The following is a 13,961-nucleotide window of genomic DNA, read 5'->3' as shown; positions in this document are numbered from 1 at the left end:
GCAACCTGCGGGGTGGGGGCTTCTAGTCCAATATGGTGACGTTGGCCGGAATTGCTCTCTTCCCAAGGGGGCCTGGAATGGCTGTGGAAATCCCCGCGATCATCAAGCCGTCCCGGTTGCGCGGCCGGCGTGGGCTGCTCGGTGAGTGCCTCGCCGAGTTCCTCGGGACCTTCGTGCTCATCTCCTTCGGCTGCGGTGTGGTCGCGATGGCGGTCGCCGCGCTGCCCGGTTCCGGCCGCGCCGCCACGCCCACCACGATCTTCCTCGCGGCCGGGGACTGGCTGCTGATCACGTGGGGCTGGGCGCTGGCCGTCACCTTCGGCGTCTACGTGGGCGGCGGGGTCAGCGGCGCTCATCTGAACCCGGCGGTCACCCTCGCCATGGCCGTGCGCCGCGGCTTCGCCTGGGCGAAGGTCGTGCCGTACTGGTTCTCCCAGGTCCTCGGCGCCTTCGCCGGGGCGGCGCTGGTCTACCTCGTCTACCACGACGCCATCCACGCCTACGACCGGGCGGCAGCCGGCCCGAAGGTGAACGGCCGCACGAACGCCACCTTCTCCATCTTCGCGACCTTCCCCGCCGCGTACTTCCACGGCGGCGTCTGGGGGCCGCTGATCGACCAGATCGTCGGTACGGCGTTCCTGCTCATGCTGATCGCCGCCGTCCTCGACGTACGCAACCAGGCCGTCAAGTCCAACCTCGCCCCCCTCGTCGTGGGCTTCGTCGTCGCCGCGATCGGCATGTCCTACGGCGCGAACGCTGGGTACGCCATCAACCCGGCCCGCGACTTCGGGCCCCGCCTGCTGACCTGGATCGAGGGCTGGAAGAGCCTGGCCTTCCCGGGCAGCGTGTCCGGCTCGTTCAGCTCCTACTGGTGGATCCCGATCGTCGGTCCGCTGATCGGCGGTGTGGTCGGGATCGTCGTGTACGACCTGTTCGTCGGTGACATCCTGCTGCTGCGGGCGGAGACCATGGAGCCGCCGGAGCCGGGGGAGTCGACACCGGTACGGACGGTGAACCGCACATAACTCTGTTCAACTCCCGCTGTCCGACGGGTCCTTGGCGCAGCCGCCGGCCGCCCGTCTGGCGGTGGCCGCGATCTCCTCCAGCGCCGCAAGGTGCCGGTTCAGTGCCCGGCGGCCGGTGAAGGTGAGCGAGGCCCAGGTGCGCGGACGCTTGCCCAGGTAGCCCTTGCGGACGCTGACATAGCCGGTCTTCTCCAGCGCGGAGAGGGTCTTGCTCAGCGTGGAGTCGGACACCTGGCAGTAGTCCCGCAGTACGGCGAACTCCGCCTCGCCGCACGCCGAGAGATAGGCGGCGAGGGCCAGTCGCGTGGGGTGGTGCAGCTCGCGGTCGAGGGCGGGAGGCGTGTCGCCCCGGGACCCGGGCCCGGTCATGCGGTGCCGCCCTGGTGCTGCCGGAGTCCGCGCAGCACGTGTTCCGCGCCGGTGGCCACGCCGAAGCCGATGAGCCAGCCCGTCGTGCCGTACGGGACGGCGGCCAGCGCGCCGACGGCGATCGCGGCGAGGGGTGCCACCCAGAGCTCCCAGGCCGATCGCCGGGGCCCGCCGTCCCGGCTGAACCAGCGGGTCACGCCGCCGTGGTGGGCGCCGGCCCAGATCAGTGCGAAGAAGCCGACCACGCAGGCCAGCCCGGCGAGCGTCAGCCATGCCCCGTACTGCGGCAACAGGTTGGCCAGCCCGAGCGCGGTGAAGCCTGCCGCGAAGGTCAGTCCCTGGCCGATGACGTACCCCCGGGGCCGCTCCCGCCCCCCGGCCTCCCGCGCCGCGGCCCGCGCGGCACACACCGCACCGAGCGCGTCCCGCGCCCGCCCGGCATCCATCGGCTCGTCCATCGGTTCCCCCGTGCTGTTCATACGTCAACCTCCGCTGAGGACGGGGTGGTTGGTCGGACCGCCCCGGGTTCGTACGGCGTCTTCCCTGTCAGGATGGACATTACTTTCCATGAATGCAAGTACTTTCCCAGTGGCATGACGGCGGATTTCTGTTATCCACGCCCCCTCACCCGCGTCTCCGCACCATGCACGCGACCACCCGGCCCAGCCGCCGCGCCCTCCTCAAAGCCGCGGGAACCGCATCCGCGGCGACCGTCATCGGCACGACCGCCCTCGGGGCGACCGCTCTCACCACCACCCCCGCGGCCGCCGCGGGCGGCTTCGCCCACCCCGGGCTCCTCCACACCCGTACCGACCTGGACCGTATGGCGGCCAAGGTGAAGGCGGGCGCCTCGCCCTGGACCGCCGGATACGCCAGGCTGACCGCCAACCGGCACGCGCAGAGCGGCTGGAAGGCCAACCCGCAGGCCACCGTGTACCGGGGCGCGGGCAGCCCGCAGAACTACCAGATCCTCTACAACGACATCCACGCCGCCTACCAGAACGCCCTGCGCTGGCACGTCGGCGGCGACAGCGCGCACGCCGACACCGCCGTCGCCATCCTCAACGCCTGGTCCCACACCCTCACCAGCCTCGCCGGCAGCGCCGACAGATTCCTCGCCGCCGGGTTGTACGGCTACCAGTTCGCCAACGCCGCCGAACTCGTCCGCGACCACCCCGGCTTCGACCTGCCCGCCGCCCGGAAACTGCTCCGAGACGTCTTCTCCCCGCTCAGCGAGGACTTTCTCACCCACCACAACGGCGCCGTCGACACCAACTACTGGCCCAACTGGGACCTGACGGCCATGGCCTGCGTCCTCGCCACCGGCATCTTCTGCGACGACCGGGCCAAGGTCGAGCACGCCGTCGACTACTTCAAGCACGGCGTCGGCATGGGCTCCGTCCAGCACGCCATCCCCGTCGTGTACGGCGACGGCCTCGCGGAGTGGGTCGAGGCCGGCCGCGACCAGGGGCACGCCCTGCTCGGCGTCGGCCTCATGGGCACCGTCTGCGAAATGGCGTGGAACCAGGGCATCGACCTCTACGGCTACGACGACAACCGCTTCCTCAAGGGCGCCCAGTACGTGGCCAAGTGGAGCCTGGGCGGCACCGTGGAGTACACCCCCAACACCCGGGCGAAGGGCGCCCCCGGCGTCTGGTCCGGCTCGGAGACCGCCTCCCGGGTGGCCACCGCCGACCCCGCCATGCAACGGCCGATCTGGGCCATGATCGCCAACCACTACACCAAGCGCCGCGGCCTGACCGCCACCCACCTCACCCGCATCGCCGCCAGGACCTCCCCCGAGGGCGGCGGCGGAGACTACGGCCCCAACAGCGGCGGCTACGACCAGCTGGGCTTCGGCACCCTGGCGTACACACGGGACAAGGCGGCCGACCCGAGCGCCCCGCCGAGCCCGGCCGCCTCGACAGCGGCGTCCGGTTCCGGCGCCCGGCCGCAGGGAACGGCGGCCTCCCCCACCCCGGCCCGCTCGGGCCACGACCTCGCCGACACCGGTTCCTCCGACGTCATCGGCTGGACCGCCGCGGCCGGCGTCAGCGCCGTGGCCGGCGGCCTGCTCTTCCTGCGCCGACGGGACCGGATCAGGCGCGGAGCCCGGTAGGCAGCACCCCTACGGCTCCGGTGCCTGCTCACAACGGCCGGTTCGGCCAGTCCAGCAGGCGGGCTCCGATGACCGCCGTCTGGAGCATGTAGCGGTGGGCCGGGTCGGCCGGGTCGGCGGTGGTGAGGTGGTGGATGCGTTCCAGACGGTAGGTGAGGGCGCGCACGCTCAGGTTGAGGCGGCGGGCCGCCTCGGCGGCCACGCAGCCCGCGTCGAAGTAGGCCGTCAGGGTCTCCAGCAGGGGGCCGGCGCCGCCGCGCGCCGCCGTCAGGGGGCCCAGGGTGTGAGAGACCAGGTCGGCCATCGCCTGGCGGTCGCGGGTCAGGACCGGGTAGATCAGGAGGTCGGCGGCGCGCAGCACCGGGCCCGAGAGGTTCAGGCGCTCGGCCATCTCCAGGGCGGCCAGGGCCTCCTCGTAGGACTGGACGACCCCGCCCGGGCCCGGTTGCGGGCGGCCGATGGCGACGCGGCCGCCGTCCGTCGCCGCGTACGCCTGCTGGGCGAAGTGGATGAGGATCTCGTCCTCGTCGCCGGGGGCGATGCACAGGAGGCGGCCGTTCTTGGTGGTGAGGAGGATGTTGCGGGAGTCGTAGCGGGCCAGCACCGCCGCGGCCACCCGGCGGGCGGTCGGGCCGCCCTCGACGTAGGCGCTCGGGCCTTCCGCCACGGCCACCGCGTGCGCCCGGGACAGGTGCAGGCCGAAGCGTTCGGCGCGCTCGGCGAGCCGGCCCAGGTCGCTGCGGCCGTACAGCAGGTCGTCGATGAACTCCCGGCGGGCCGCCTCCTCCCGGCGTACGGTGAGCCGCTGGGCGCGCTCGTAGCCCTCGGCGAACGCGTCGACCGCCTGCTCCACGGCGGCCAGCGCGGCCAGCGTGCTCTCCGTCGAGCCGGGTCCGGCCGGCCAGGCGGCGCGGGCGGCGGCGAGGTGGGCGACGACCAGGGCGCGCAGCCCGTGTCCGTCCTCGGCGGCCTGTTCGCCCAGGGTGCGGCGGGTCTTCAGCTCCTCCCGGGTCAGCCGCCGCCCGGTGGCCGCGACGTCGGCCAGCGCCCGGGGCAGGCCGTCCAGGTAGTGCTCGTACGACCCCGAACCCTCGTGCGGTGTTCCGTGCTGTGTCCCCCGACGTTCCGGCACGCTGTCCCGACCCCCCGTGTCCCCGTTCCCCCGCGCCTCGCCGCTTTGCGATCTTGACGCTCCGGTGACGTTTTCTTAGCGTCTGTCCGGCATCAAGACCCTAGTCAACGTTGCCGGAAACCGGCAATGCGCGGGCGTGTGCTCGTCTCGCACCATGTCCCACGGGGAGCACTACGGAGGGCCGCGGTGCCGGGCACCACAACGGGGGGTCCGGCACCGCGGCCTCGGGGGGCTCCGTAACTCATCGTCTGACGCAAGGACGTTGCCATGGAAGCCCTCGGCGTGCTCGTCGCCGTCTGTCTCGTCGTCGTGGTGCTCGCGGTGCTCGCGTTCTCCCGGCTGTACCGCAAGGTGGACCAGAGCCAGGCCCTGATCGTGTCGAAGACGCGCCAGGTGGACGTGTCCTTCACCGGCCAGGTCGTGCTGCCGATCCTGCACAAGGCCGAGGTCATGGACATCTCGGTGAAGACCATCGAGATCAGCCGCTCGGGGCGGGACGGTCTGATCTGCCGGGACAACATCCGCGCCGACATCCGGATCCTGTTCTTCGTGAAGGTCAACAAGACCGTCCCGGACGTCATCAAGGTCGCCCAGACCGTCGGCACCGAGCGCGCCAGCCACCAGGACACGCTGCAGGAGCTGTTCCACGCGAAGTTCTCCGAGGCGCTGAAGACCGTCGGCAAGCAGATGGACTTCACCGACCTCTACACCAAGCGCGAGGAACTCCGGTACCACATCATCGAGTTGATCGGCATCGACCTCAACGGCTACCACCTTGAGGACGCCGCGATCGACTACCTGGAGCAGACCCCGCTCACCCAGCTCGACCCGGCCAACGTCCTCGACGCGCAGGGCATCCGCAAGATCACCGAACTGACGGCGATCGAGCACGTGCGCACCAACGAGGCGCAGCGCACGGAGCAGAAGGAGATCACCCGGCAGAACGTCGACGCCCGCGAGGCCATCCTGGAGCTGGAGCGGCGGCAGGCGGACGCCGAGATCAAGCAGAAGCGGGAGATCGAGACCTCCCGTGCCCGCGAGGAGGCCGAGACCGCCCGCGTGGTGGAGGAGGAGCGGCTGCGTGCGCAGGGCGCCTTCCTGCGGACCGAGGAGCAGCTGGGCGTCCAGCGGGAGAACCAGGCCCGGGAGATCGCCGTCGCCGCGAAGAACCGGGAGCGGGTCATCGCCGTCGAGAGCGAGCGCGTCGAGAAGGACCGGCTGCTCGAAGTCATCGCGCGGGAGCGGGAGACCCAGCTGACGAGGATCGCCGCCGAGAAGGAGGTCGAGGCGGAGAAGCGGGACATCGCCGAGGTCATCCGGGAGCGGGTCGCGGTGGACCGTACGGTCGCCGAGCAGGAGGAGTCCATCAAGAAGCTGCGCGTGGTCGAGGAGGCCGAGCGCGAGCGGCAGGCGCTCGTCATCGCCGCCGAGGCCGAGGCGCAGGAGAAGCTGGTCAAGGACATCAAGGCGGCGGAGGCGGCGGAGCAGGCGGCGACACACCGCGCGGCCGAGGAACTCACCCTCGCCGAAGCCCGGTTGAAGACCGCCGACCTCGACGCCCGCGCCAAGCTGCGGCTCGCCGAGGGCGTCCAGGCCGAGGCCGCCGCCGAAGGTCTGGCCGCCGTCCAGGTCCGCGACAAGGAGGCCGAGGTCACCGTCAAGGCCGGCCGCGCGGAGGCGGAGGCCACGGAGGCCCGGCTGAAGGCTGAGGCCGAGGGCACCCAGGCCAAGGCCCTCGCCGAGGCGGAGGGCGCGCGGGCGAAGGGGCTTGCGGAGGCGGAAGGTGCGCGGGCGGCGGCGGAGGCTGTCGAGGCGCGGCTGAAGGCCGAGGCGGAAGGTGCGCGGGCGAAGGGGCTTGCGGAGGCCGAGGGTGCGCGGGCGGCGGCGGAGGCTGTCGAGGCGCGGCTGAAGGCCGAGGCGGAGGGCGCTCGGGCGAAGGGGCTTGCGGAGGCCGAGGGTGCGCGGGCGGCGGCGGAGGCTGTCGAGGCGCGGCTGAAGGCTGAGGCGGAAGGCGCGCGGGCGCAGAGCCTCGCCGAGGCGGAGGGTGCCAAGGCGAGGGCGCTCGCGGAGGCCGTCGCGATCGGCGAGAAGCTGAAGGCCGAGGCCGCGGGTCTCACCGAGAAGGCCGCCGCCATGGCCGCTCTGGACGACGCCTCGCGCGGGCACGAGGAGTACCGGCTCCGGCTCCAGGCGGAGAAGGAGATCCGGCTGTTCGGGCTGGAGACGCAGCGGCACGTCGCCGAGGCCCAGGCGACGGTGCTGGCGACCGGCCTGGAGAACGCCGACATCGACATCGTCGGCGGGGAGTCCGTCTTCTTCGACCGGCTGGTGTCCTCCATCTCGCTCGGCAAGGGCGTGGACGGCTTCGTCGACAACTCCCGCACCGCCCAGGCCCTGGCGAAGCCCTGGCTGGACGGCTCGGGCAGCTTCACGGAGGACCTGAGCCGCGTCCTCGGCTCGCTGGGCTCGGCGGATGTGCGGAACCTGACGGTGTCGGCCCTGCTGATGAAGCAGATCAAGGGCGGCGGTCCCGAGGCGGGACAGCTCCAGCAGCTCCTCGACCGGGCAAGCGAACTGGGCCTGCAGGACACCCCGCTGACCGCGCTGAACGGGAGCGCGCTGAACTGAGGCCGGCGGGGGTGGGCGCCGCCTCAGCGGCGGCGCCTCGCAGGTCGACGGCACGGCAACTCCCCAGGGGCGCGGGGCTGTGTCCTCTATGCGGCTCCGCCGCGTGGGCGCGACCAGCCACCCACCCACCCGCACCCGGCATACGACCCCCAGCTCAACGGCTCCCCCGGTCCCACAAAGAAAGGCACACCCCATGGCCACCGCTGAGGCACCGCAGGTCGATGCCGGCACCTACGAGGTGCTGCGCGACCGGCTGGCCGGACACGCGGCTGAGCTGGCCCGCAGGGCCGAGGCGCTCAACGGACGGCGGGCCGAGGAGTTCGGGTCGGCCCGGGTCGAGCTGTCAGCCACCGCCCGGCTCGGCACCGGCCACCCGTGCGTGCCCTGCGACATCGTGGCCGTCGGCGACACCCTCCTCTTCGGCGGGACCGGCGGGACCGGCAACACCACCGACGGAACCGACGTCGCCGTCGCCGACGTACTCACGCTCTACGACCGGGACGGCACCCCGCTGCCCGAGACCGCCGTACCCGGACTCCTCGACGACCCGGCGTTCGTGCGGGAGTTCACCGCGCTGCACCGCTACTACCGGCAGGCCCGGCTGCTGCGGCTGCGCCGGGTCGACGGCCGGCTGCTGGCGGTGTTCCGCACCGGCGAGAAGGCCGACGACGTGCGCGCCCTGCGCTGGAGCGTCGGCGACGACGGCCGCGTGGCGTTCCTGGACGCGCGCGGCGACCGCGACGACGTCTTCCCGCCCGGCCAGGACGTCACCTGGACCGAGACCACCCGCGAGGACCACGTCCTCGGCCGCGACCCCTACGTGGCCGTACCCGGCGGGCTCGGGGTCACCACCATCGGCGGCTCCCTCACCGTACGCACCACGGACGGCGAGGCACTGCACACCGAGCCCGTGCTGGAGCCCCTCCAGTCCCTCGCCGACGCCGCCGTCGCGCATGCCCAGGCCGGCCCGCTGGTGCTGCTGCGGATCCGGCCGTACAAGGAGGACGCCGACCGGTATCTGGTCTTCGACACGCTGACCCGGAGCGTCGTCCGGCTCGACGGGATCGGCCAGGCCTGCCGGCGGCTGCCCGAGGAGCAGGGCATCGTCTTCCCCGGCGGCTACTGCCTGGCCGGTGGCGGGCACAAGACGTACGAACTCGACATCAGCGGCCTGGAGTTCGAGCGGGAGGTGCGCGCGCCGAACGGTGAGGACGTGCTGTACGCGTTCCGCTCCCGCGCCGAGGGCCGCACGTTGCTGATGCCGTACAACACCCTGCGCAAGGAGGTCGCGGCCCCGCTGCAGTGCCGGGGCTGGGCGCTGTTCGAGGACGGCGCGCTGGCCGTGCTGCGGGCCGGCGGCGACGAGCCGGCGCACACCCACCCGCTCCAGTGGTGGACCTCGCCGTACGTCTCCGACACCCACGCGGCCGCCCTGCGCACCGGCACCGGCGCCCTGGCCAGGGTCGGCAACGCCGATCTCGTGCGCGGGCTCGCCGACTGTCTGTCCGTCGCCGGGCTCGTCGCCGACGGCATCGAGACCGGTGAGGGCTATCGCACGCTGGCCGCCGCGTGCGTACGGGCCGCCGACACCCACCACTGGCTCGCCGACCCCGAACTCGGCGATCTGGCCGACCCGTTGGAGGAGGTACGGGTCACCGCCGAGCAGGTGCTGGGCGAGTTCGAGACCGTGCGGGAGCTGACCCGGCAGGCCGCCGAGGCGCTGGAGGAGGCGGCCGAGCGGATCGCCGCCGTCGTACGGCGGCTGCGCGGCGAGGCGCCGCGCGAGGCCGCCGCCTGGGTGCGGGGGCTCACCGAACTCCGGCACGCGCACGGGCATCTGCTCACCCTGCGGGAGCTGCGGTACGTCGATGCCGGCCGGCTGGAGGAGCTGGCGAACGCCGCCGAGGGCGACCTCGCCGCGTTCGGGCGGCGCGCGGTGACGTTCCTGGCCCGCGAGGACGCCTTCACCGGGCAGCGGGAGGAGGTCGAGCGGCTGGTCGCGGACGCGGCGGCCATCGAGACCGTCGCCGGTGCCGCGCCCGTCGCCGCCCGCCTCGACGACCTCGCCGAGGGCTTGCGCACGGTCACCGAGGTGGTCACCGGACTCGACATCGCCGACGCCACCGTCCGTACGGCCGTGCTGGAACGGATCGCCGATGTGCTGGGCGGGGTCAACCGGGCCCGCGCCACCCTCGACGCCCGTCGCCGCACCCTTCAGGACCACGAAGGGCGGGCCGAGTTCGCCGCCGAGACCGCCCTGCTCGCCCAGGCCGTCACCGCCGCGCTCGCCGCCTCCGGCACCCCGGAGGAATGCGACGACCAACTCACCTCTGTACTCGGCCGGTTGGAGGATCTGGACGGACGCTTTGCCGAGTTCGACGACTTCCTCGCCGAACTCGACAGCCGGCGCACCGAGATCTACGAGGCCTTCGCCGCCCGCAAGCAGTCCCTCGCCGACGCCCGCGCCCGCCGCGCCGAGCAGCTCGCCGTCTCGGCGGGGCGCATGCTGGAGACGATCGGCCGCCGGGCGGCCACCCTGGCCGACACGGACGCGGTGACCACGTACTTCGCCTCCGACCCGCTGGTCGCCAAGGTCCGCCGCACCGCCGACGACCTGCGCGCCCTCGGTGACAGCGTGCGCGCCGAGGAGCTGGACGGGCGCCTGAAGACCGCCCGGCAGGAGGCGGTCCGCGCCCTGCGCGACCGCACGGACCTGTACGCCGACGACGGCCGCACCCTGCTGCTCGGCGGCCACCGCTTCGCCGTGAACACCCAGCCGCTCGACCTCACCCTCGTGCCGCACGGCGACGCCCTCGCCTTCGCGGTGACCGGCACGGACTACCGCGCCCCGGTCACCGACCCGGACTTCGCCGCGTACCGCCCCTACTGGGAGCGCCATCTGCCCTCCGAGTCCCCCGACGTCTACCGCGCCGAGCACCTGGCCGCCCGCCTGCTCGCCGAGCACGGCCCGGCCGCCCTCGCCGCCGCCGACGACCTGCCCGGCCTGGTCCGCCGGGCGGCGCAGGAGTCGTACGACGAGGGATACGAGCGCGGGGTCCACGACCATGACGCGACCCTCGTCCTGACGGCCCTGCTGCCGCTGTACGAGGGCGCCGGGACCCTGCGCCACGAGCCCGCCGCCCGTGCCGCCGCCCAGCTGTTCTGGGTGCACGGCACCACGGAGGAGGCCCGTGCCGCCTGGACCCGGCGGGCGGTGTTGCTGGCCCGCGCCCGGGACGCCTTCGGTGCCGTACCGGCGGTCGGCGAGCTGGAGCGGGAGCTGGCCGCCGCCGTCGAGGACTGGGATCCGTCTCTGGAGGGCGGTCCGGCCGCCGCGTACCTCTTCGAGGAGCTGACGTCCGGCCCCGAGGGCTTCGTCCTCGGCGCAACCGCCCGCGCCCTGCTGGAGAAGTTCCGCCACGCAGGCGGGAGTTACGGCGACGAGCTGGCGGACCTCGCCGATCTCGGCGCGCGCCGGCAGGTGGTCGCGGCCTGGCTCGGCGCGTACGTCAGCGCCACCGGCACCGAGGCAGGGCCGGGGGAGCTGGCGGAGGCGGTCGCGGCCGAGCTGTGCCCCGGGCTCCCCCGTTACGACGGTGACGCCCGGCTCACGGCGACGGCGGAGGGCCTGCTCGGCACCCACCCTCGCATCGACCGCGGTCAACTGCCCCTCCGCCTGGACGAGTTCCTGTCCCGCACCGCCCGTTTCGCGGCCGAGGAGGTCCCCGCCTTCCGCGCCTACCAGCACCGCCGTACGACCCTGGTGGCGGCCGAACGCGACCGGCTCCGCCTGGACGACCACCGCCCCCGGGTGATGTCGGCGTTCGTCCGCAACCGGCTGGTGGACGAGGTGTACCTCCCCCTGCTCGGCGACAGCCTGGCCCGCCAGCTCGGCACCACCGGCGCGTCCAAGCGCACCGACACCGGCGGCCTGCTCCTCCTCATCTCCCCGCCCGGCTACGGCAAGACGACCCTCATGGAGTACGTCGCCGACCGGCTCGGCCTGATGCTGGTCAAGGTCAGCGGCCCGGCGCTGGGCCACACCGTCACCTCGCTGGACCCGGCCGACGCCCCGAACGCCACCGCCCGGCACGAGATCGAGAAGATCAACTTCGCGCTGGCGGCCGGCAACAACACGCTCCTGTACCTGGACGACATCCAGCACACCTCGCCCGAGCTGCTGCAGAAGTTCATCCCGCTGTGCGACGCGACCCGCCGGGTGGACGGCGTGTGGGAGGGCGAGCCGCGCACCTACGACCTGCGCGGCAAGCGGTTCGCGGTGTGCATGGCCGGCAACCCCTACACCGAGTCCGGCGAGCGGTTCCGCATCCCCGACATGCTCGCCAACCGGGCCGACGTGTGGAACCTCGGCGACGTCCTCACCGGCAAGGAGGACGTCTTCGCGCTCAGCTTCGTCGAGAACGCCCTCACCGCCAACCCGGTCCTCGCCCCGCTCGCCGCCCGCGACCGCGCCGACCTGGACCTACTGGTCCGGCTGGCCACCGCCGACCCCACAGCCCGCGCCGACCGACTGACCCAGCCGATGCCGAGGGCCGAACGGGACCGTGTGCTGGCCGTGTTGGGGCATGTGGTGGCGGTCCGCGAGACGGTGCTGAAGGTCAACGCGGCCTACATCGCCTCCGCCGCCCAGTCGGAGGCCGCCCGCACGGAACCCCCGTTCCGGCTCCAGGGCTCCTACCGCGACATGAACAAGATCGCCCAACGCCTGCGCCCGGTCATGAACACCGCCGAACGCGAGGCCGTCGTCCACGACCACTACACCGCCGAGGCCCAGACCCTCACCACGGGCGCCGAGGCCAACCTGCTGAAACTGGCCGAGCTGCGCGGCACCCTGGACGCCGGTCAGGCCGCCCGCTGGGCCGAGGTGAAGACGGCCCACGTCCGCGCCCGCACGCTCGGCGGGCCCGAGGACGACCCGGTGACGCGTGCGGTGGCCGCCTTGGGGCTGCTGGCGGACCGGGTGGCGGCGGTGGAGTCGGCGATCAACCGGGTGCGGGACGGCGGATTCCCCTACGGAGGGGTTGGGCGTTGATCGCTCACCTCTGCACGGCGGGAGCCGGGCAGCAGGATGAGCACGTCCGGCTGGGGCGGGTAGTGCGTCGCACAGTCCGGGCACGCGTACACGTTGAAGCCGGGCCCGGTGTCGGCGTGCACCTCGGAGACGGCGACCGGCTGGTCGGTGGTGCCGTTGCAGCGGACGCACATCCGCACCGGCCGCCGCGGCGTCGGCTCCGCCTCGGGGCGCTCAGGGGTCGCGTCCATCAGGCCACCGCCTCCGCGCCGACGACGTGCCGGTCGAGGTCGATCCCGAAGTCGGCGGCCAGGACCAGAGCGACACGGCGCCGGTACTGCCGTGCCCGCTCCTGCTCCCGCTCGACCGCGAGGAGGTAGGGGCGGACCGGGGCCGGGTGCCAGCACGTCCAGGGCCCATCGCAGGAAGGTGGTAAGGACGGCTATTCGTCTGGGGTGAGTTGTGACTCAGCACTTCATCTGGCGAGTGAGCAGTTCACTTGGCGAGGCTGAGTCTTCGTCGGCAAGCTTGATGAGCGAGTCGATCTCTGTTCGGCGACGGTGCGGATGTCGTTGCAGAGCGGGCGCATAGGATCGCCGGCATGGCACTGCGACCTGTCATGGTGAACATAAAGGCTCTTGATCCCTCGGCAGTCGGCAGGTTCTGGGCGGAGGCGCTCGGCTGGAGTGCTTACAGCCCTGGCGTGACCACCTACGTCGGACCCGCCGGCGGCCTCGTCTGGCCGGACCCGGTCTTCGTCGGCATCGACGTCGTCCCCGTCCCGGAACCCAGGACATCGGCAAAGAACCGTATACACCTCGATCTCGCCACCACCTCCGCGGCCCATCAGGCGGAACTGGTCGCGCGCCTGAAGTCTCTCGGTGCGACGCCCGCCGACGTGGGCCAGGGAGAGGTGCCGTGGACGGTCCTCGCCGACCCCGAGGGCAACGAGTTCTGCGTGCTGGAACCTCGCGAGATCTACCGGGACACCGGGCCGATCGCCGCGGTGGTGATCGACTGCACGGATCCGCGGGCCATGGCCCGGTTCTGGGACGAGGCGATGGACTGGACCCTGCACGAGGTGAGCGACGATCAGGCGGTGTTGCGCTCCGCCAAGGGTGCCGGCCCGTATCTCGAATTCCTCCGCACGCCCGACGTGAAGACCGTGCCGGACCGCGTCCATCTCGACCTGCTGCCGTACCCCGGTGACGACAAAGCAGCGGAGGTGGCCCGGCTGCGGGCCCTCGGCGCCACTGACCTCGGCGTCGGCCAGGGCGACGTCCCGTGGACGTGCCTGGCCGACCCAGAGGGCCACGAGTTCTGCGTCCTCGCCCCGTCCTGACGCGGAGCCTCAGCGACACCCCGACGCGTGAGCCTTGTGTGCTCATGGGCCGTGCCCCCGCGTGGGTCGGGCTGCGGCGTATCGGTCGATTCGGGCGGCGAGAGCTTGCGTGTAGGAGACGAGATCAGCTCGCTCGCCAAGCACAACACTCAAGCGCGTAGGCGAGGTAGTCGGTGCCGGCTCGCTCCGCGTAGCGCGTTGCGGTGGAGGCGTTGATGCCCAGGGTGTCGGCGAGGACGGAAGGCGGGGCCTCGCGGACCATCTGGAGCCAGGTGCGTGAGCGGGCAGCCAGGGGTCGGATGCCGATCGTGCGG

At 72.7% G+C, this 13,961-nt stretch carries 9 protein-coding genes; 5 read left to right on the top strand and 4 right to left on the bottom strand.

The annotated features are described in order from the left end of the window. Positions 1-77 precede the first annotated feature (77 nt). On the top strand, positions 78-1,025 hold the full coding sequence (locus tag O1G22_RS20340) for an MIP/aquaporin family protein (protein WP_270082646.1): 948 nt from the start codon (positions 78-80) through the stop codon (positions 1,023-1,025). Between the two features lie 6 nt (positions 1,026-1,031). Here the strand turns inward: O1G22_RS20340 and O1G22_RS20335 are convergent, their stop codons facing one another. Both O1G22_RS20335 and O1G22_RS20330 read right to left on the bottom strand, forming a co-directional pair. Beyond that, positions 1,032-1,394: a winged helix-turn-helix domain-containing protein gene (locus O1G22_RS20335; RefSeq protein ID WP_270082645.1), complete on the bottom strand. Its 363-nt coding sequence runs from the start codon at positions 1,392-1,394 to the stop codon at positions 1,032-1,034. Continuing rightward, positions 1,391-1,873: a hypothetical protein gene (locus tag O1G22_RS20330; RefSeq protein ID WP_270082644.1), complete on the bottom strand. Its 483-nt coding sequence runs from the start codon at positions 1,871-1,873 to the stop codon at positions 1,391-1,393. The genes O1G22_RS20335 and O1G22_RS20330 overlap by 4 nt, the downstream gene beginning before the upstream one ends. Before the next feature lie 164 nt (positions 1,874-2,037). Here O1G22_RS20330 and O1G22_RS20325 point away from each other — a divergent pair, with 164 nt between their 5' ends. Beyond that, a complete protein-coding gene (locus O1G22_RS20325) occupies positions 2,038-3,513 on the top strand; it encodes an alginate lyase family protein (protein WP_270082643.1) in 1,476 nt (491 codons plus the stop codon). Between the two features lie 28 nt (positions 3,514-3,541). Here the strand turns inward: O1G22_RS20325 and O1G22_RS20320 are convergent, their stop codons facing one another. Next, positions 3,542-4,645, bottom strand: coding sequence for a PucR family transcriptional regulator (locus O1G22_RS20320; RefSeq protein WP_270082642.1), 1,104 nt, complete (start codon positions 4,643-4,645; stop codon positions 3,542-3,544). Positions 4,646-4,912: 267 nt separating this feature from the next. Here O1G22_RS20320 and O1G22_RS20315 point away from each other — a divergent pair, with 267 nt between their 5' ends. Together O1G22_RS20315 and O1G22_RS20310 are read left to right on the top strand one after the other, a co-directional pair. After that, positions 4,913-7,273: a flotillin family protein gene (locus O1G22_RS20315; protein ID WP_270082641.1), complete on the top strand. Its 2,361-nt coding sequence runs from the start codon at positions 4,913-4,915 to the stop codon at positions 7,271-7,273. A gap of 193 nt (positions 7,274-7,466) precedes the next feature. Then, on the top strand, positions 7,467-12,326 hold the full coding sequence (locus tag O1G22_RS20310) for a DNA repair ATPase (protein ID WP_270082640.1): 4,860 nt from the start codon (positions 7,467-7,469) through the stop codon (positions 12,324-12,326). On the opposite strand, the gene O1G22_RS20305 is transcribed toward O1G22_RS20310, so the two are convergent. Continuing rightward, entirely contained in the window at positions 12,305-12,556 is a 252-nt protein-coding gene (locus O1G22_RS20305) for a hypothetical protein (RefSeq protein ID WP_270082639.1), read from the bottom strand. The genes O1G22_RS20310 and O1G22_RS20305 overlap by 22 nt on opposite strands. Positions 12,557-12,906: 350 nt before the next feature. Between O1G22_RS20305 and O1G22_RS20300 the strand changes: the two genes are divergently transcribed. Beyond that, a complete protein-coding gene (locus tag O1G22_RS20300) occupies positions 12,907-13,647 on the top strand; it encodes a VOC family protein (RefSeq protein WP_270082638.1) in 741 nt (246 codons plus the stop codon). The last annotated feature ends 314 nt before the right edge of the window (positions 13,648-13,961 follow it).

The organism is Streptomyces camelliae, from assembly GCF_027625935.1.
GTDB lineage: Bacteria > Actinomycetota > Actinomycetes > Streptomycetales > Streptomycetaceae > Streptomyces > Streptomyces camelliae.
This window is presented reverse-complemented; position numbering and strand designations above follow the sequence as displayed.

Excerpts from the sequence above, each read along its gene's own strand:
- O1G22_RS20340 (WP_270082646.1), top strand. The coding sequence starts at position 78 with ATGGCTGTGGAAATCCCCGCGATCATCAAGCCGTCCCGGTTGCGCGGC.
- O1G22_RS20335 (WP_270082645.1), bottom strand. The coding sequence starts at position 1,394 with ATGACCGGGCCCGGGTCCCGGGGCGACACGCCTCCCGCCCTCGACCGC.
- O1G22_RS20330 (WP_270082644.1), bottom strand. The coding sequence starts at position 1,873 with ATGAACAGCACGGGGGAACCGATGGACGAGCCGATGGATGCCGGGCGG.
- O1G22_RS20325 (WP_270082643.1), top strand. The coding sequence starts at position 2,038 with ATGCACGCGACCACCCGGCCCAGCCGCCGCGCCCTCCTCAAAGCCGCG.
- O1G22_RS20315 (WP_270082641.1), top strand. The coding sequence starts at position 4,913 with ATGGAAGCCCTCGGCGTGCTCGTCGCCGTCTGTCTCGTCGTCGTGGTG.
- O1G22_RS20310 (WP_270082640.1), top strand. The coding sequence starts at position 7,467 with ATGGCCACCGCTGAGGCACCGCAGGTCGATGCCGGCACCTACGAGGTG.
- O1G22_RS20305 (WP_270082639.1), bottom strand. The coding sequence starts at position 12,556 with ATGGACGCGACCCCTGAGCGCCCCGAGGCGGAGCCGACGCCGCGGCGG.
- O1G22_RS20300 (WP_270082638.1), top strand. The coding sequence starts at position 12,907 with ATGGCACTGCGACCTGTCATGGTGAACATAAAGGCTCTTGATCCCTCG.